The following is a 17,728-nucleotide window of genomic DNA, read 5'->3' on the forward strand; positions in this document are numbered from 1 at the left end:
CTAAAAAAGAGGCTCATCATGAGCCTCTTTTTTAATACTATATTATCTTGAAAAGGCTTCTATTATGCGTTTGGTGAAACCGGAATACCTTCAAGATTTTCAAGCACTAACCATTCCGCCAATTTAATGCGTAAGTCATCAACACCGTCACCATTTAAAGAAGAGAAAGTTTGTACTGAGCCATCAACACCCAGTGTTTTCAGAACTTTCTGTACAGCCAACATGGTGGATTTTGCGGGACCACGTTTTAGCTTGTCAGACTTGGTCAACAACACATGAACTTTCATACCATTTGATTTTGCCCAATCCAACATCATTTCATCGAATTCTTTCAAAGGGTGGCGAACGTCCATTACTAAGACAACACCAGCCAAAGAACGACGATTCATCAGGTAATCTTGCATGTGTGCTTGCCAAACTTTTTTCATGGCAATAGGCACTTTAGCGAAGCCGTAACCTGGAAGGTCAATTAGACGACGGTCGTCAACATTCAAACCAAAACAGTTAATCAACTGAGTTCGGCCCGGTGTTTTTGATGTCCGAGCTAATTTTCTTTGATTCGTGAGGGTATTAAGTGCAGTGGATTTACCTGCGTTTGATCGACCTGCAAATGCGACTTCGACACCTTGGTCTAAAGGACATTGGGAAAGCTTCTCTGCACTCTTAATAAAATGCGCGGATTGGAAAGTGGAGTCAAAAGGTGTCATAAGTTGATATTCGTCAATAGATTCGGATTTGCATTCAGGTTTATTTCAATTGCTGTATATAATGCCAGCAAACACGAAAATATGCCATGTTAAACTCGACTGCCAGCCCAAATCTGGGCAAATCAACACAATCAAGACAGAGATTTACAAAACAAGACAAATAATGGCCAAGAGATAGGCCTTATCTTTGTAAGTTTTGTGTAAACTTACTGGAAAATTAGAACCTTAAGTCTTTGATGGAATCGTATTCTGTTGTAAATCTGTGCATGATGTAAGAATACCTTTAGTAAGTTAACAAACATTAATTCGACTAGGAGCCATCCATGATAAAGCTGTTTTCAGCACTCGTACTTTCTCTTCTCATCCCACTGACGGCAGCGGCGGCTGAATACAGTGACGGTAACGGCTACACAACGATCAAAACACCCGTTCGCACCAGTGACCCTAGTAAAATCGAAGTGACTGAGATTTTCTGGTACGGCTGCCCACACTGCTACAAACTTGAGCCTATTACTCAAGCCTGGAAAAAAGACTTGCCAAGCGATGTGGATTTTAAATTCTTACCAGCCGTCTTCGGACGTGGTTGGTTAGCGCACGCTAAAGCCTTCTATGTTGCAGACCTACTTGGCATAGAAGACAAAATCCGCGCAGACCTTTTTAATGCTATCCATGTTGAGCGTCGTAACCTAAACTCTGAAGATGCGCTGGCCGCTTTCTTCGTAAATTATGGTGTCAGCGAAGATGAATTCCGTAAGCAGTACAATTCTTTTGCGGTGAACAGCCGTCTTAGCCAAGCTGATGCTAAAATACGCGCTTACGGTGCTCGTGGTGTACCTGGATTGGTTGTAGACGGCAAATATTTGGTCAGTGCTGAAACTGCTAATGGCAATGAAAACATCTATAAAGTCGTTGATTTTCTAATTGAAAAAGAACGTCAGAAAAAATAAAAATGAGGCGATATGACGGAATCATCGAGTGACAAATTAATAGAAGCGTTACGTAAAGCTGTTTCTAGAACCAGCATGCTTGCTGAAGGAAATGGCCCTGAACTTGATTCCGTTGTTCGCCAGATTCGCCAAGTCATAACCAAAGGGGCGAATGCTCAAGAAATACAAGATGCTCTGAATGACGCGGAGCCACTTCTCATAAAAAGTGACGAAGCCCAAATAAGTCGCGCCAAACAGGTCAGAAGCACCTTACAAGAACTCATTAACCTCCTTGAAAAACAAGACAGTAAAAACGTCCCTCATCAAGAAAAAAAGCAGCTTGAAGCGCAGATACGCTTACACTGGCAAGTATCTTCTCAATGGCCAAACCTCCTAAAAAGCTTTTTGGCACTTGCAGAAAAGACACTATCCCCAACAGAGTCCAGCCAACCTAAAAGCTCCCTGTTCAGTCGTTTATTTAATCGTGATCTAGCGACAAAGCCCCAGAAAAACGATCAAGAAATCATGATGCAAATAAGCCATACGCTTGCTGCGCTCACGAACAACCTATCTTTGCCAAGCCATTACGATGAAGACATTCTGGACCTGAAAAAAGCACTGCTAGGCAATGATAATATTCAGCAACTGCCAGGATTGCTCGATGAAGTAATCAATTTGGTCATGATCGCTATTGGTAAAACTCAAGAAAGTTTGACCAACTATCTCAATCAACTGAATAAACAACTTGCTAGTATCAATGAGTCTATCTCTAGCAGCTACCACTCACAGAAAACACTGTCTGATAGCCGCGAAGGCTTTAATAGCCAATTACAAAAACAAGTCACCGACACCTCTCAAGCCGTTCAGAGCGCAGACGATTTAGAGAGCTTAAAAACGCTGATTAACGACAGATTATCCACCATATCTAGCACCATGAGTGAATACAAAACACAAATGGTTGAGCAAGAAAAACACGCCACTCAATCTATCACGCTACTAAAAAATAAAGTAACGCGGATGGAAAAAGACACTGTGTCCTTGCGCTCTTTATTACAAGAAAAGCTCGCTCAAGCGATGACAGATTCATTAACCGATTTACCAAATCGCACGGCCTATCAAGACGCTATTTTGCCGCTGTGTAAAATCATGCAGAAAACACAAAAACCTATTTGCCTTGCCGTCTGCGATATAGACCACTTTAAAAAAGTAAACGATACGTGGGGACATCTAGCTGGCGACAAAGTATTACGTCTAGTACCCAAGCAAATTCGTGGTGCTCTAGCAAAAGAAGATCTCATTTTCCGCTACGGTGGGGAAGAGTTTGTTATCGCGTTTCCAAACACAAATTTAACACAAGCCATTGAACGCGCTGAGGCCATTCGTTTAGCGGTCGCCAAAACGCCATTTAATATGCAAGGCGAGCCTGTATCGATTTCAATTTCAGTCGGTATCGCAGAGCTACAAGAACAAGAAAACCCAGAATCCCTGTTTGCCAGAGCAGACAAACAACTCTATTTAGCCAAAGAAGCTGGCCGCAATCGAGTAATGGCAAATAAATAGTTTTGGTAAAGCAGTACCAGAGCCTTGCCGTCGCGGTTACAATAACGGCTTATATTGAATGCAGCGCTGCCAAATACAAGGGTTAAAAGCTTTTCAATAAGGCTATCCAATAAAATTTTCCAATTAAAGAGAATGGCGCGCAATTACACCATTAGGATGAAGTAGTTTATGCAAGACGATCAGAAAAAAACCACCGATTTTGGCTTCAAAGAAATTCCAACTGATGAAAAAGTAAAGGCCGTCGCGCAAGTTTTCCATTCCGTAGCCGCCAAATACGACATCATGAATGATTTGATGTCTGGTGGTATTCACCGTCTCTGGAAACGACACACTATTAGCCAATCCGGTGTTCGCGCTGGCAACTGTGTATTAGATATCGCTGGTGGCACAGGTGATTTGACCGTTAAATTCTCTCGTCTTGTTGGCAGTGAAGGCCAAGTGGTCCTTGCAGACATTAACGATTCCATGCTGAAAGTAGGCCGTGACAAGCTCGCCAATCAAGGCATTGTTGGTAACGTTAAATTCGTTCAAGCCAACGCTGAAGCTCTGCCTTTCCCAGATGATACTTTTGACTGTATTACCATCGCCTTTGGTCTTCGCAATGTTACCGATAAATCCAAGGCGCTTGCCTCCATGTATCGCGTATTAAAGCCTGGTGGTCGTTTATTGGTGTTAGAGTTTTCCAAACCAGAATCTGAGCTTTTATCGCAAGTCTATGACCAATACTCTTTCCGTCTATTGCCAACCATGGGCAAACTGATCGCCAATGATGCCGACAGCTATCGCTATCTTGCTGAATCCATTCGTATGCATCCAGATCAAGAAACACTAAAAAGCATGATGGATGAAGTCGGATTTGAACGCACCAGCTACCAAAACTTAACAGGCGGCATCGTTGCGCTTCATAAAGGATTTAAATTCTAGTCATGTTAATCAGTACTTTTCGTTTACTGCGCATACTGTATACGGTCATGCGCTTTCGTCTTGATGTGTTTATTCCTTTCGCGCTTTTGCCTTGGTATATCCGTTGCACGCTTGGCCTTGTTTGCTCGATTGGCCGTAAGCGCGCTAGCAAAAATAAAGGTGAGCGCCTTCGGCTGGCTTTAGAAAGCCTTGGCCCTATCTTTGTTAAGTTCGGACAAATATTGTCGACTCGACGAGACTTGTTAGACGACGATATCGCCGATGAATTAGCAAAACTGCAAGACAAAGTCCCCGCCTTTCCCGGCCATATCGCTCAAGCTATTGTCGAAAGAGATTTAAAAGCACCAGTATCTGAACTGTTTGCTGAGTTTTCAGCAACACCTCTTGCCTCTGCGTCCATTGCACAAGTGCATACTGCCAAGCTGCATTCTGGTGAAGAGGTGGTTGTTAAAGTTATTCGACCAAACATAGAAAAAACCATCAGCAAAGACATTAGCCTGCTTTACACCTTGGCGCACCTTGTTGCTAATTTAAGTGCCGATGGCCGCCGATTAAGACCTGTTGAAGTAGTCACAGATTACGAATACACCATTCTAGATGAATTAGATCTTGCCAAAGAAGCGGGTAACACAGGCTTATTACAACGTAACTTTACCAATTCCGACCTACTATATGTGCCACAAGTCCATTGGGACTATAGCCACCGCAATGTCATGGTAATGGAGCGCATATCTGGGATTCCAGTAGCCGATATTGCTGCGCTAAACAAAGCCAATGTAGACATGAAATGCTTAGCAGAACGCGGTGTGGAAATCTTTTTCACCCAAGTTTTTTCACACAGCTTTTTCCATGCTGATATGCATCCGGGCAATATTTTTGTGGATGTATCAAATCCACAGAAACCTAAATATATTGCCATCGATTGTGCCATCATGGGCAGCCTAGATGACGCTGATAAAAGCTATTTAGCACGCAATCTATTGGCTTTTTTCCAGCGAGATTATCGCTTAGTGGCAGAACTTCACGTTGAAAGTGGTTGGGTTCCTAAAGGCACTCCTGTTCATGCGTTTGAATCTGCTATTCGCAGTGTTTGTGAACCTATGTTTGCCAAACCACTGAAAGACATTTCTTTTGGTCAGGTACTGATTGGTTTATTCCAAACCGCACGACGCTTTAATATGGAAGTTCAGCCTCAGCTGGTTTTATTGGAAAAAACTCTACTCAATATTGAAGGTTTAGGTCGCCAACTTTATCCCGACTTGGACCTATGGGTAACAGCAAAACCCTTCCTAGAACGCTGGATGCGTGAACAGATGGGACCAAAACGCGTGATAGAAGAAGTCCGCAAGCAAGCGCCACAGTGGGCAGGCCAACTACCACAAATCCCGAATTTAGTGTTTACTGCATTATCGCAAATGTCGCATCAAGAAGAACGCATGCAAGCGCAAACCGAGGCCATTGAGCAGTTAAGCAAAGAATTGAAAAAAGGTCGAAAAAATACCCCTTTTAGATTGCTTGGCATATTAAGCTTAGGGGCGGCTTGGGTTATTACTGACCCTGTTTCTTTAAACCATATCAAAGACGCAGACTTAACCAGCTTAGGGCTGCTTTTAGTAGGGATTTACCTGCTTGTCTTAAAACCGTAACCTTTGAGAGACTATAATGAAATCCGATGTACTGGCTGAATTAGCAGCCACTCTAGAACAACGCAAAGCCGCAGCAGCAGATTCTTCATATGTTGCCAGTCTTCACGCAAAAGGGTTAAATAAGATCCTAGAAAAAGTTGGTGAGGAAAGCATCGAGACTATTATTGCCGCGAAAGACGCTGTCGTTTCAGGCGATAAATCCGATTTAATTTATGAAACAGCGGATCTATGGTTTCATACACTTGTCATGTTATCTCATTTAGATATTGGCCCAGATGCTATACTGGATGAACTAGCACGCAGATTTAATTTGTCTGGCTTAGAAGAAAAGGCCAGTCGCACCAAATAAGCAGTAGGAGTAATTTATGTTAGGCGGAATCAGCATTTGGCAATTATTAATCGTTTTAGCCATTTTAGTACTTATTTTTGGCACCAAGAAACTTAAAAACCTTGGCTCTGATCTAGGTGGTGCAGTCAAAGGTTTTAAAGAGGCCGTCGATAAAGACGGCGATACCGAAGACGAAAAAACAGCCCAGCATAAAGTCATTGATGCTGATGCCAAAAAAGACGATAAGAGCGCCTAATCTGTGTTCGACATTGGCTTTTCTGAACTACTTGTTGTTTTCGTGGTTGGCCTTTTAATTCTTGGGCCAGAACGTCTGCCCCATGCCGCCAAAACGGCGGGGCTATGGGTTCGTAAAATTCGCCGCAGTATCAGCTCTGTGCAAAGAGAAATTAATGCACAACTAGATCACGAAGAGCTGCAACAGAAGATTAACGAGACCAATCAGCGCCTGCTGAAAGAAGGTCAAGCGATTCAAAATACCATTACGCCTTACCCTGAAGGTTATGAAGCCAAAGCAGACGAGCTTGAGCCCGTCATTGCTGAGCCGTCAAAAGCAGAAGACGTTGATACCATTAAACAAGAAGCCCAGCCATCAATAAACAATGAGTCAGCATCAACAGATACAATCGACTCTGCTGAGCCACAAGCCGTAGATAAGATTAAAGAAACGTCCGAAACAGCGGCTTCTCGAACCTAATTATTATTAAACTATACGCGGACATGTGACGCATTATGAGTACAGATTCTTCCAATCAAGCACCACTTGTCGCTCATCTTATCGAGCTGAGAAATCGTCTATTAAAATGTGTTCTGGCTATACTGATTCTCTTTCTTGGCCTGTACTCTTTCGCCAACGATTTATATCTTATTGTCTCTGAACCATTACGACTGTTACTGCCTGCTGGTAGCTCTTTGATAGCAACAGAAGTGGCTTCTCCTTTTCTCGCACCACTCAAGCTAACCTTTGCCGTCGCAGTACTCATTTCGGTTCCCTACACTCTTTTTCAAGCATGGTCTTTTATCGCCCCTGCGCTATATAAAAACGAAAAACAAATTGCCATCCCCTTGCTCATTTCCAGTATCTTTCTGTTTTATGCGGGGGTTTTGTTTGCTTACTTTGTTGTATTGCCGCTGATTTTTGGCTTTTTTACCACGGTAGGACCAGGTGAAGTCACCGTAATGACAGACATTAACAACTACCTAAACTTTGTTTTAAAGTTGTTTTTTGCCTTTGGCGTCACCTTTGAAATCCCAGTTGCTACCTACTTACTGATTAAAGCCGGCGTTACCACCGTTGCGACACTATCAAAGAAACGTCCTTACATTTTTCTAGGCTGTTTTGTGGTCGGTATGCTGATCACACCACCGGATATTTTTTCTCAGACCCTACTAGCAATCCCAATGTGGATGCTCTTTGAGCTTGGACTTATTGCTGGCCGCACAGTGAAAGTTGTGGTTGATGGCAGTGAAGAAAAAGAAGAAGAGGTAACAAATAGAGCGAGCTAGGCGACTCATCATTATTGCGAAATGCTGAGTCAGCGGCCCACTTAATCCAACATAAAGGTGACAGGGCCATCGTTAGTAAATGAGACCTTCATATCAGCCCCAAAGCGCCCTGTTTCAACGTTATCGTACTGAGCACGCACTTTGCTAACAAAGTCGTTAAACAACCTCTCGCCCTCTGCTGGAACCGCTGCAGTAGAAAATCCAGGTCGAAGGCCTTTCTTAGTTTCTGCCGCCAAAGTAAATTGCGACACCAGCAAAATACCGCCAGCCACTTGCTGAACATTTAAGTTCATTTTGCCATCTTCATCGCCAAACATACGGTATTTCAAAAGCTTGCCAGCGAGTCGCTGGGTATCGGCTTCCGTGTCACCTTTTTCTATACCGACCAACACGAGTTGTCCGTGATCAATCGCTCCTATGGTGTCACCATCAACGACGACGCTGGCGTTTATGGCTCTCTGCACTAAGACCTTCATTCCCTTTCACTCCTATTCGACTAGATTAATAAGGCTACCAACTTTACCAAAGCCCAGAAAAAACAAAAGCGCCCGAAGGCGCTTCTGTCGCTCACAAATTCATTTGCATGAATTCATTTGCTGCTGCTCTTTATAGAATAGCGACTATTACTTACGACCAGCGCGTTTACGCTCGTTTTCAGTCAATAGTTTCTTACGAACACGAATACTTTCTGGTGTTACTTCAACCAATTCATCGTCTTCGATAAACTCAAGCGCTTGCTCAAGTGTATGACGAATCGGTGGTGTCAACGTCAAGGCTTCATCTGTACCAGAGGCGCGCATGTTAGTTAACGCCTTACCTTTAACTGGGTTAACAGACAAGTCGTTATCACGTGAGTGAATACCGATTACTTGACCTTCGTAAACTTCAACAGCGTGACCCAAGAACAAGCGACCACGGCTTTGTAGGTTAAACAAAGCAAACGCTGCTGTTTTACCTGTCACCATACTGATCAATACACCATTCTGGCGACTACCAACATCACCTTCTTTTACTGGTCCGTAATGGTCAAATACGCTCGTCATGATACCTGAACCAGACGTCAACGTTAGGAACAAACCACGGAAGCCGATCAAACCACGAGAAGGCGTCATGAATTCAAGACGAACACGACCCTTGCCATCTGGCTCCATGTTAGTCAACTCAGCTTTACGCAAGCCAAGCTCTTCCATGATAGAACCTTGATGCTGCTCTTCAACGTCAATAACCACTAACTCATATGGTTCTTGAACTTTTCCATCAACAATCTTTTGAACTACTTCAGGACGAGATACACCCATCTCAAAGCCTTCACGACGCATATTTTCAATCAATACAGACAGATGAAGCTCACCACGTCCAGATACAATGAATTTGTCAGGCGTTTCGCCTTGGCGAACACGTAGAGCTACGTTATGGATAAGCTCGCGCTCAAGACGATCTGAGATATTACGAGTCGTAATGTATTTACCTTCTTTACCAGCAAACGGAGAATCGTTCACCATGAAAGTCATACTTACTGTTGGCTCATCAACCGTCAATGCAGGAAGCGCTTCAACACACTCAGGGTTACATAGAGTGTCAGAAATACTCAAACCATCAATACCAGTGATACATACGATATCACCTGCAGACGCTTGATCAGTATCAACGCGCGCTAGACCGTGGTAGCCCTTCACGTTTAGGACTTTACCTTTACGCTCTTTGCCATCCGCAGATTTAACGATAACTTGCTGGTTTGGAGATAACAGACCACGAGTAATACGGCCGATACCAATAACACCAACGTATGCATCGTAATCCAATGCAGAAACCTGCATTTGGAACATACCTTCTGGATCTACATCAGGAACAGGCACGCTGTCGACGATCATTTGGTAAAGAGGCGTCATGTCTTCCGCCATATTTTCTGGATCATCACCAGAAATACCATTGATTGCAGACGCATAGATAACAGGGAAATCTAATTGCTCTTCTGTTGCACCAAGGCTGTCGAACAAATCAAAAACCTGATCCATAACCCAATCAGGACGAGCACCTGGGCGGTCAATTTTGTTGATAACAACGATAGGACGAAGACCACGCTCAAATGCTTTTGATGTTACGAAGCGAGTTTGTGGCATTGGGCCATCAACAGCGTCAACCAACAAAAGTACAGAGTCAACCATAGACAATACACGCTCAACCTCACCACCGAAATCGGCGTGTCCAGGTGTATCAACGATATTAATACGGTAATCGTGCCACATGATTGACGTGTTTTTCGCCAAAATAGTGATGCCGCGTTCTTTCTCTTGATCGTTCGAATCCATGATTCGTTCAGAACCTAGGTCCTTACGATCTAGTGTACCAGATTGGCTTAGTAGCTGATCAACCAAGGTAGTTTTACCATGGTCAACGTGGGCAATAATAGCTACGTTACGTAACTTATTGATATCATTAGACATTTATAGTTCTCTGCATTTAGCGTGAGCAAAAAGATATACCGCCGCTTGATACGGGCAGGTATGCTCTTCAAGCGTCTCGGATCTTGGTGCGGGGTAAAATTCGCGCAATTGTACCCTTATATTGATCAATATCCCATTAAAGTGACAAAAAAAGTCCACAAAAAATACTTCAACAGGGTAAAAAGCGCATTCGAATAAAAACGATAACACTCATATACTACAAAAATGCTACCGTTTTTTAGTACTTATTACGGTAGGTAAACACCTACATTTTCATGCCCTTTACCCAATAGGTAAGAAGCATGCATTCGGCTCATGACCCCTTTGCCGCAATACAGCAAATGAGGCACATCTTTTTCTAATTCCGACCAATTAGATTCCAAGGCAAAAAATGGAATCACTTTGACAGGACGACCACTTACTCTTAATGGTCGATTGCTTGCTTCATCTGGGTGACGGATGTCGATAATGACTTCATCACCTACAGGCATACGCACAATCGGCACTTCGCCCTGATATTGCTTCGCTACATCGTCCATCACATTCTGAATAGACATAACTTGGGCATTTTCAATTGCGGCTTCTAATACCGCAAAATCAAAATTAGATTCTTGCTTCTCTACTCGGTGCATTTTAGCTCGCGTCGTTGGCTTAACCGAGATCACACCACAGAACTCAGGCATACTGGCTGCAAAAGGCGCGGTACCAATTTCGATGGCTTTATCAATGATGACCTGTTTATTGGTAGTAATTAAAGGACGAAGCACTAACTCTTCGGTCACCTGATCAATGACTTTCAAGTTCATCAGGGTTTGGCTGGATACCTGAGCAACACTTTCGCCAGTCACTAGGGCTTTCGCTCCAACTTCAGACATTACCTGAGACGCTGCTCGCAACATCATACGTTTCAGAATCACGCCCATTTCTGCGTTATCGACTTTTGTTAGTATCTCGCCGACAACCGCTTCGAAAGGCACGGTAATGAATTTCACATTGAGCGCCGAGCCGTATTTTTCCCACAGGAAGTTGGATACTTGCTTCACGCCAATTTCATGGGCGTCACCACCAAGGTTAAAAAAGCAAAAGTGCGTTTTCAAGCCTCGACTCATGGTCAAAAAGGAGCTCACTGTAGAATCGTATCCGCCAGACATCAGGGACAACACAGAATCTTGCGACCCTAGAGGATAACCACCTAGCCCTTCTACACGTTGTTCAATCATCCATACTCGATTATCACGAATATCGATAGGCACCAATACTTCAGGATTTTTCAAACGAACAGCCAACGCGCCACAACGAGCTTTTAAACAGCCGCCGATATGTCGCTCAGCATCCACCGACGTAAAGTCGTGATGACCAACACGTTTAACACGGACAGCAAACACAGCATCTTTAATGACATCACCATACGAAACGATGGCCTGTTCAACAATGTCATCCAAATCAACTAATGGGAATTCACGAACATACTGAAAATGAGCAATACCGGAGATATTAGAAAGTGCCTGTATAAAGTCTTCTCGTAATTCATCCCTATCAGAAAACACTTCAATAAAATCCCAGTTGCCAGAAACAACGACATCGGCATCGTACTTTTTAAGAACCAACTTAACATTGTGTCGAAGCTGTTTAATAAACGCCTTTCTAACTGGACGACTTTTAATGGTGATTTCTGCAAAAAACTTAACAATAAATTTCATAGGGGTTGTGATTTATACCGGATATTGGGAAGGCGCATAGTATAAAGAAAAGACAGTCGATACGAAAACGCTAAATTCGCACCAACAATGAACAAAATACCGAATTTAGGCACCGTTATGGTGCAATCTGACTTTTTGCACGCTTCTTTTTGGCCACCATTAAGCTCGATATTAATCTTAAAAACTCTATCTCATTGTAATATAAGCATTTATTACCTCGCACAGATTTCTGGCACAAGTTATGCTTACTATCTGCTTGATAAATAACTCGACAAATGGCGCTTTGTATTAAATATTAAAGCCCCTTTTACAACGAAAAATAATTTCGCTTTAACTACGACTGGAGAACAACTATGTCAAACAAGACCCTTGCCTTGATTGCTGAGCATGATGCGAAGTGGGTTGACCTTCGCTTTACCGATTTTAAAGGTAAAGAACAACACGTAACGATTCCAGCTATTACGGTAGACGAAGAGTTTTTCGAAAACGGCCAAATGTTTGATGGTTCATCCATCGCTGGTTGGAAAGGCATTAACGAATCAGACATGATCATGATGCCTCAGGACGATACAGCTATCATCGATCCTTTCACTGAAGAATCAACTGTTATTGTTCGTTGTAACATCATCGAACCTTCTACTATGCAAGGCTATGACCGTGACCCACGCTCTGTTGCCCTTCGTGCAGAAGAGTTCCTTAAGTCGACTGGTCTTGGCGACACAGCTTTCTTTGGTCCAGAGCCTGAATTTTTCATCTTTGATGATGTTAAATGGAAAACAGACATGTCAGGTTGTTCTGTAGAGATCAACTCTGAAGAAGCAGCTTGGTCTTCAAATAAGAAATTTGAAGGCGGCAACATGGGTCACCGTCCTTTCGTAAAAGGCGGCTACTTCCCTGTACCACCAGTTGATTCTCACCACGATTTACGTGGCGCTATGTGTGGCGCTATGGAAACAATGGGCTTGGTTATTGAAGTTCATCACCACGAAGTAGCAACCGCTGGTCAAAACGAAATCGGTGTTAAATTCAACACTCTAGTTAAGAAAGCGGATGAAGTTCAAATTCTTAAGTACTGTGTACACAACGTTGCTCACGCTTACGGCAAAACTGCGACTTTCATGCCTAAACCAATCGTTGGTGACAACGGTTCTGGTATGCACGTTCACCAGTCTTTCTGGAAAAACGGTGAAAACCAATTCGCTGGTGATCAATACGCTGGTCTATCTGAAATGGCGCTTTACTACATCGGTGGTATCATCAAGCACGCTAAAGCATTGAACGCGTTCACTAACGCTTCAACTAACTCTTATAAGCGTCTTGTTCCTCACTTCGAAGCTCCTGTAATGCTTGCATACTCTGCACGTAACCGTTCTGCTTCTATTCGTATCCCATACGTTGCAAGCCCTAAAGGCAAACGTATTGAAGCTCGTTTCCCTGATCCAACCGCTAACCCATACCTAGCATTTGCAGCTATGTTGATGGCTGGTATCGATGGTATCAAAAACAAGATTCACCCTGGCGATGCTGCAGACAAAGATTTGTACGACCTTCCAGCTGAAGAAGCTCATGCGATTCCACAGGTTGCTAGCAGCCTAGAAGAAGCACTTAAGTGCCTAGACGAAGATCGCACGTTCTTGACTCAAGGCGGCGTATTCTCTGACGACATGATCGATGCTTACATCGAACTTAAAACTGGCGAAGCTCGTCGCGTTTCTATGACGACTCACCCACTTGAGTTTGAACTTTACTACAGCGCTTAATACTTAATCGCTAAGTAAATACGAAAGCCTCGACCTTGTTCGAGGCTTTTTTTTCTCTAACGTTTTAGCCCTGTTTTGTTGCTCGCATTTGTAGGTTTTTTTGTATGGCTTTTAATGCACAACTTTTTTGCACAGCTTTTTAATGCACAACTTTTTTTGCACGAAAAGAAACACCAATACCAAGATGCACTATAATTGTGCATAGAACTTTTTTTAGTTAATACAAAGACCTTAATAAATACGCTATCTCGGACTGCCCAATGTTGGTTCGCTTTTTGCAACTGTTATTAAAGGAAATCATAAAAAGCAGTAGTCAATAGAGAGGCACTGTCTGTGTATAGTTTATTAATCGACCATTTATCCACTGCAGTTGTTCAATTGAACGACAAACTTGAGATCGAGTATCTAAATCCTGCAGCTGAAATGCTATTGGCGGTCAGCCGACGACGAATTTATGGCAATGACATTGGCGCCGCTTTTCGTGAAAACGAAGAAAGCATTCAGGCCCTTTATGCCGCAATAAAATCTGGCCACCCTTTCACTAAGCGAGAGGCAGAAATAGAGAGCAGCAATAACAGAAAGCTTTTTTGTGACTATACCGTCACGCCTGTTATGGGCACATCGAATGAAACTGAAAGCCTCATTATAGAGCTGTACCCTCGCGATAGAATGAAACGCATCTCTCAAGAAGACGAGATTATAGCGAACCATGAAAGCAGCAAAGAGCTGGTGCGAGGCTTGGCACATGAAATTAAAAACCCATTAGGCGGTATTCGTGGTGCGGCACAATTAATTAGTCGCGCTTTCACAGACGAAGCGCTAAACGATTACACACAAGTCATCATTGAAGAGTCAGATCGGTTACGTGACCTTGTTGACCGCTTATTAGGCCCCAGACAATTACCTAAAAACAAGCCTCTTAATATCCACAAGGTAATTGAGCGCGTTAGACAGCTTATTTCAGTCGAAACAGACAACCAAATTGAACTGATTCGAGATTACGATCCAAGTATTCCAGACTTGATCGGCGACGAGTCTCAGTTGATTCAAGCCTTACTCAATATCACCAGAAACGCCATGCAAGCGCTGTTGGATGATGAAGACAATCGCCATAAAACCATTCATATGGTGACTCGAGCATTACGCCAATTCACCATTGGCTCTAAGCGCCATCGCCTAGTATGCAAAATCAGCATTATAGACAATGGCCCAGGCATACCAGAAGCCATTCTTAAAACACTATTTTATCCCATGGTCAGTGGACGAGCCGATGGAACAGGCTTAGGGCTATCCATCGCGCAATCCGTGATTCATCAGCACCATGGCATTATTGAATGTAACAGTTACCCGAAAAAAACCGAATTTAATATATTAATTCCCATTGAGACGACAGTCCAAGACCAGGAGAAACACTCATGACAGCAGAAGAAACAGTATGGATTGTTGATGACGATCGTTCTATTCGCTGGGTACTAGAAAAAACATTAGAACAAGAAGGCATCCAATGTCGTTTATTTGATTCCGCCGAAAACCTAGTCAACATGATTGATAAAGAGCAACCAAGCGCCATTATCAGTGATATTAGAATGCCAGGCATGGACGGCCTAGCTTTACTTGAAAAGCTACAGAAAGATCATCCCTATTTGCCTGTTATTATCATGACAGCACACTCGGATCTTGAAAGCGCTGTAGCCTCTTACCAAGGCGGTGCCTTTGAATATTTGCCAAAACCTTTCGATGTAGAAGAAGCGGTTAGTCTGGTGAAACGAGCCATGCTCCACCACCGCAATGCAAGACCCAGCACTGACAATATGGATATTGCAGAAGAGCCAGAAGTCGATAAAGAAATCATCGGCGAAGCTCCTGCTATGCAGGAGGTTTTCCGCGCCATTGGTCGACTTGCTAACTCAAACATTACGGTTTTAATCAACGGTGAATCTGGTACCGGTAAAGAGTTGGTAGCACAAGCACTGCATACTCATAGCCCAAGAGCAGCAAACCCTTTTATTGCCTTAAACATGGCAGCAATTCCACACGACTTAATCGAGTCTGAGTTATTTGGTCATGAAAAAGGCGCGTTCACGGGTGCCAACACTCAACGTCGCGGCCGCTTCGAACAAGCCAATGGCGGTACACTTTTCTTAGACGAAATCGGTGATATGCCAGCCGAAACACAAACTCGTTTATTACGCGTTTTGGCAGACGGTGAGTTTTATCGTGTTGGTGGTCATACACCAGTCAAAGTTGACGTGCGAATCATTGCAGCAACCCATCAAAACTTAGAAAACTTGGTACAGAAAGGTTCGTTCCGTGAAGATTTATTTCACCGCCTAAACGTTATTCGTATCCATTTGCCTAAGCTTGCAGAGCGTCGCGAAGATATTCCTAAACTTGCCCGTCACTTTCTAAGCCGTGCAGCGGAAGAGCTAGCGGTGGAACCGAAACAACTCAGCAAAGAAACCGAAAACTATCTAACACAGTTAGAATGGCCTGGTAACGTTCGACAATTAGAAAACACTTGTCGTTGGTTGATTGTTATGGCTTCTGGACGTGAAGTTTTGGTGGAGGATTTGCCACCTGAATTACTGGCTGCCGTTCCTCACGAACAACCCTTTGCATCATGGGAAGAAGCACTTAAAAATTGGGTGGACAGCACATTGGCAACAGGCCAAAAAGGCATTCTCGATCAAGCCGTGCCAAAGTTTGAGCGCATCATGATAGAAACAGCGCTAGCACATACTGGCGGACGCCGACGCGATGCATCCTTACTACTAGGCTGGGGACGAAATACGTTAACTCGCAAAATTAAAGAGTTAAATATCGATCACGCCGAGCAAGATGAAGACTAATTTTCAGCGATTAAAATAACGCTAATCAAGAAAATGTAATGCAGGCAAAACTATATGCAATTTGCCTGCATTATCTCAGTTTTCTACTGTTTTGGACTTGCTTTTACGGACACAATCCCCTACTAATTAAGGACAACAATTTGTTTATTAATCAACGGGAAGCTAGCTATGTATCCAACACTTCAGTCCATGGGTATCACCAGCATACAGGACATTGAAAAATTCACTTTGCGTTACGAAGGCGGACACGACGTTTTAAAAATCTATTACCGCCGTGAAAAAGGCTCGTTACTTCCGAAAAGCAAGAAATTCAAGTTTGGTCGCTCAACCAAAACCGTGTTAGCGGATGGTGGTCAACAAACTTACCGTCAAGTTCAAGAGCCCTCTCTAATCGTTTTACGCGCAATGGAAGAGCTAGAGCAAATTGTTGGTCGACAACACGAAACAAAAGCATCAAAAGATGACCTGATCAAAGAGCTAGAACACTTAGAAAAAGTAATGAATAGTAAGATCAGTGAAATCAAAGAAAAAATCGAATCTATGCAATAATAGAATTCTATCTAGCAGGAACGCCTTTCCATCGATCAAGACACCATGTTTAGGTCATTAATCGAAAGGCATACCTGCTGGCTCCCTTTCAAAAATCCCGCTACAATCCAACGTTATCCGTTTTCCCATATACTTTTATAAGCTTATTTATATGCATCTTGTAACATCCGTCGAAGAACTTGCCGATATCATCCGACAAGGTGGCGTCATAGCTTATCCAACCGAAGCAGTTTGGGGCTTAGGCTGTGATCCTTATAACGAGTCTGCTGTGAGGCGAATTCTGGCACTAAAAAATCGCCCAGAATACAAAGGTCTGATTTTGATCGCTGGGGCAAAAGACCAACTAACACCTTGGCTAAAGATGCTAGATACTAAAGCAGCTGAACGCTTAATCAGCAAAAATGATATTCCCACTTCTTGGGTCGTACCAGATACCACCATTACCCCAAGCTGGGTGAGGGGTGAGCATCAAAGCGTTGCCATACGTTTGTCACAGCATCAGCCAGTACAGTCTTTGTGCGCCGCTTACCAAGGCGCGATAGTATCGACATCTGCCAACCCGGCAGGGCTAGATCCAGCTATGAGCGCAGAAGAAGTGCATGCGTATTTTGGTGACAAGGTGGATGCTATTTTTAATGCACCATTGGGTAAGGCCACGCAACCCTCACAGGTTCGAGATATTTTGACGGATACGCTATTTCGAGCTTAAACCCTTTCTATTGAATCAACCTTTTAATTCAATAAGCGGATCAAAAACACCTTAAAAGGCGATATTGCGCGAACATCCTGTGCAAAAGCGTTATTTTTATCC

The 17,728-nt window shown here is 43.3% G+C and carries 17 protein-coding genes; 13 read left to right on the forward strand and 4 right to left on the reverse strand.

Annotated features, from left to right (window positions below; all coding sequences use genetic code 11):
- Window positions 1–62: 62 nt before the first annotated feature.
- Window positions 63–707: a ribosome biogenesis GTP-binding protein YihA/YsxC gene (yihA, locus tag KDW99_RS17480; protein WP_255826515.1), complete on the reverse strand. Its 645-nt coding sequence runs from the start codon at window positions 705–707 to the stop codon at window positions 63–65.
- A gap of 323 nt (window positions 708–1,030) precedes the next feature.
- Here yihA and KDW99_RS17485 point away from each other — a divergent pair, with 323 nt between their 5' ends.
- The 8 genes from KDW99_RS17485 to tatC all read left to right on the forward strand — a co-directional run bounded on the left by KDW99_RS17485 (window position 1,031) and on the right by tatC (window position 7,615).
- Window positions 1,031–1,654, forward strand: a complete 624-nt coding sequence (locus KDW99_RS17485; RefSeq protein WP_255826516.1) for a thiol:disulfide interchange protein DsbA/DsbL — start codon at window positions 1,031–1,033, stop codon at window positions 1,652–1,654.
- Window positions 1,655–1,666: 12 nt separating this feature from the next.
- Window positions 1,667–3,193: a GGDEF domain-containing protein gene (locus KDW99_RS17490; RefSeq protein WP_255826517.1), complete on the forward strand. Its 1,527-nt coding sequence runs from the start codon at window positions 1,667–1,669 to the stop codon at window positions 3,191–3,193.
- A gap of 168 nt (window positions 3,194–3,361) precedes the next feature.
- Window positions 3,362–4,117 carry a bifunctional demethylmenaquinone methyltransferase/2-methoxy-6-polyprenyl-1,4-benzoquinol methylase UbiE gene (gene ubiE, locus KDW99_RS17495; RefSeq protein ID WP_255826518.1) on the forward strand — a complete coding sequence of 252 codons (756 nt, stop codon included), beginning with the start codon at window positions 3,362–3,364 and terminating at the stop codon, window positions 4,115–4,117.
- A 2-nt stretch (window positions 4,118–4,119) separates the two neighbouring features.
- Window positions 4,120–5,763, forward strand: a complete 1,644-nt coding sequence (ubiB, locus tag KDW99_RS17500; protein WP_255826519.1) for a ubiquinone biosynthesis regulatory protein kinase UbiB — start codon at window positions 4,120–4,122, stop codon at window positions 5,761–5,763.
- Between the two features lie 16 nt (window positions 5,764–5,779).
- Window positions 5,780–6,112, forward strand: coding sequence for a phosphoribosyl-ATP diphosphatase (locus tag KDW99_RS17505; protein WP_255826520.1), 333 nt, complete (start codon window positions 5,780–5,782; stop codon window positions 6,110–6,112).
- 16 nt (window positions 6,113–6,128) lie between these two features.
- Window positions 6,129–6,347, forward strand: coding sequence for a Sec-independent protein translocase subunit TatA (gene tatA / locus KDW99_RS17510; RefSeq protein WP_255826521.1), 219 nt, complete (start codon window positions 6,129–6,131; stop codon window positions 6,345–6,347).
- Window positions 6,348–6,350: 3 nt separating this feature from the next.
- Complete coding sequence (tatB, locus tag KDW99_RS17515) at window positions 6,351–6,806, forward strand: Sec-independent protein translocase protein TatB (RefSeq protein WP_255826522.1); 456 nt, start codon at window positions 6,351–6,353, stop codon at window positions 6,804–6,806.
- A 35-nt stretch (window positions 6,807–6,841) separates the two neighbouring features.
- Complete coding sequence (gene tatC / locus KDW99_RS17520; protein ID WP_255826523.1) at window positions 6,842–7,615, forward strand: twin-arginine translocase subunit TatC; 774 nt, start codon at window positions 6,842–6,844, stop codon at window positions 7,613–7,615.
- 41 nt (window positions 7,616–7,656) lie between these two features.
- Here the strand turns inward: tatC and dtd are convergent, their stop codons facing one another.
- From dtd to thiI, 3 genes are all read right to left on the reverse strand, one after another.
- Window positions 7,657–8,091, reverse strand: coding sequence for a D-aminoacyl-tRNA deacylase (gene dtd / locus KDW99_RS17525; RefSeq protein ID WP_255826525.1), 435 nt, complete (start codon window positions 8,089–8,091; stop codon window positions 7,657–7,659).
- 147 nt (window positions 8,092–8,238) lie between these two features.
- On the reverse strand, window positions 8,239–10,059 hold the full coding sequence (gene typA / locus KDW99_RS17530) for a translational GTPase TypA (RefSeq protein ID WP_255826527.1): 1,821 nt from the start codon (window positions 10,057–10,059) through the stop codon (window positions 8,239–8,241).
- Between the two features lie 248 nt (window positions 10,060–10,307).
- Entirely contained in the window at window positions 10,308–11,759 is a 1,452-nt protein-coding gene (thiI, locus tag KDW99_RS17535; protein ID WP_255826529.1) for a tRNA uracil 4-sulfurtransferase ThiI, read from the reverse strand.
- Window positions 11,760–12,112: 353 nt separating this feature from the next.
- Here thiI and glnA point away from each other — a divergent pair, with 353 nt between their 5' ends.
- The 5 genes from glnA (at window position 12,113) to KDW99_RS17560 (ending at window position 17,626) form a co-directional block, all read left to right on the forward strand.
- Window positions 12,113–13,519, forward strand: a complete 1,407-nt coding sequence (gene glnA, locus KDW99_RS17540; protein ID WP_255826531.1) for a glutamate--ammonia ligase — start codon at window positions 12,113–12,115, stop codon at window positions 13,517–13,519.
- A 333-nt stretch (window positions 13,520–13,852) separates the two neighbouring features.
- On the forward strand, window positions 13,853–14,938 hold the full coding sequence (gene glnL, locus KDW99_RS17545; protein WP_255826533.1) for a nitrogen regulation protein NR(II): 1,086 nt from the start codon (window positions 13,853–13,855) through the stop codon (window positions 14,936–14,938).
- Entirely contained in the window at window positions 14,935–16,368 is a 1,434-nt protein-coding gene (ntrC, locus tag KDW99_RS17550; RefSeq protein ID WP_255826535.1) for a nitrogen regulation protein NR(I), read from the forward strand. The genes glnL and ntrC overlap by 4 nt, the downstream gene beginning before the upstream one ends.
- 168 nt (window positions 16,369–16,536) lie before the next feature.
- Window positions 16,537–16,917, forward strand: a complete 381-nt coding sequence (locus tag KDW99_RS17555; RefSeq protein ID WP_255826537.1) for a DUF3461 family protein — start codon at window positions 16,537–16,539, stop codon at window positions 16,915–16,917.
- 151 nt (window positions 16,918–17,068) lie between these two features.
- On the forward strand, window positions 17,069–17,626 hold the full coding sequence (locus tag KDW99_RS17560) for an L-threonylcarbamoyladenylate synthase (RefSeq protein ID WP_255826539.1): 558 nt from the start codon (window positions 17,069–17,071) through the stop codon (window positions 17,624–17,626).
- The last annotated feature ends 102 nt before the right edge of the window (window positions 17,627–17,728 follow it).

Origin of the sequence: Marinomonas rhizomae, from assembly GCF_024397855.1 — a bacterium.
Taxonomy (GTDB): Bacteria; Pseudomonadota; Gammaproteobacteria; order Pseudomonadales; family Marinomonadaceae; genus Marinomonas; species Marinomonas rhizomae_A.

What these genes read in the sequence shown, in the direction of transcription:
- tatC (WP_255826523.1), top strand. Translation starts at nt 6,842, where the DNA reads ATGAGTACAGATTCTTCCAATCAAGCACCACTTGTCGCTCATCTTATC.
- yihA (WP_255826515.1), bottom strand. Translation starts at nt 707, where the DNA reads ATGACACCTTTTGACTCCACTTTCCAATCCGCGCATTTTATTAAGAGT.
- KDW99_RS17485 (WP_255826516.1), top strand. Translation starts at nt 1,031, where the DNA reads ATGATAAAGCTGTTTTCAGCACTCGTACTTTCTCTTCTCATCCCACTG.
- KDW99_RS17555 (WP_255826537.1), top strand. Translation starts at nt 16,537, where the DNA reads ATGTATCCAACACTTCAGTCCATGGGTATCACCAGCATACAGGACATT.
- tatA (WP_255826521.1), top strand. Translation starts at nt 6,129, where the DNA reads ATGTTAGGCGGAATCAGCATTTGGCAATTATTAATCGTTTTAGCCATT.
- dtd (WP_255826525.1), bottom strand. Translation starts at nt 8,091, where the DNA reads ATGAAGGTCTTAGTGCAGAGAGCCATAAACGCCAGCGTCGTCGTTGAT.
- typA (WP_255826527.1), bottom strand. Translation starts at nt 10,059, where the DNA reads ATGTCTAATGATATCAATAAGTTACGTAACGTAGCTATTATTGCCCAC.
- glnA (WP_255826531.1), top strand. Translation starts at nt 12,113, where the DNA reads ATGTCAAACAAGACCCTTGCCTTGATTGCTGAGCATGATGCGAAGTGG.
- KDW99_RS17490 (WP_255826517.1), top strand. Translation starts at nt 1,667, where the DNA reads ATGACGGAATCATCGAGTGACAAATTAATAGAAGCGTTACGTAAAGCT.
- ntrC (WP_255826535.1), top strand. Translation starts at nt 14,935, where the DNA reads ATGACAGCAGAAGAAACAGTATGGATTGTTGATGACGATCGTTCTATT.
- KDW99_RS17560 (WP_255826539.1), top strand. Translation starts at nt 17,069, where the DNA reads ATGCATCTTGTAACATCCGTCGAAGAACTTGCCGATATCATCCGACAA.
- thiI (WP_255826529.1), bottom strand. Translation starts at nt 11,759, where the DNA reads ATGAAATTTATTGTTAAGTTTTTTGCAGAAATCACCATTAAAAGTCGT.
- ubiB (WP_255826519.1), top strand. Translation starts at nt 4,120, where the DNA reads ATGTTAATCAGTACTTTTCGTTTACTGCGCATACTGTATACGGTCATG.
- KDW99_RS17505 (WP_255826520.1), top strand. Translation starts at nt 5,780, where the DNA reads ATGAAATCCGATGTACTGGCTGAATTAGCAGCCACTCTAGAACAACGC.
- ubiE (WP_255826518.1), top strand. Translation starts at nt 3,362, where the DNA reads ATGCAAGACGATCAGAAAAAAACCACCGATTTTGGCTTCAAAGAAATT.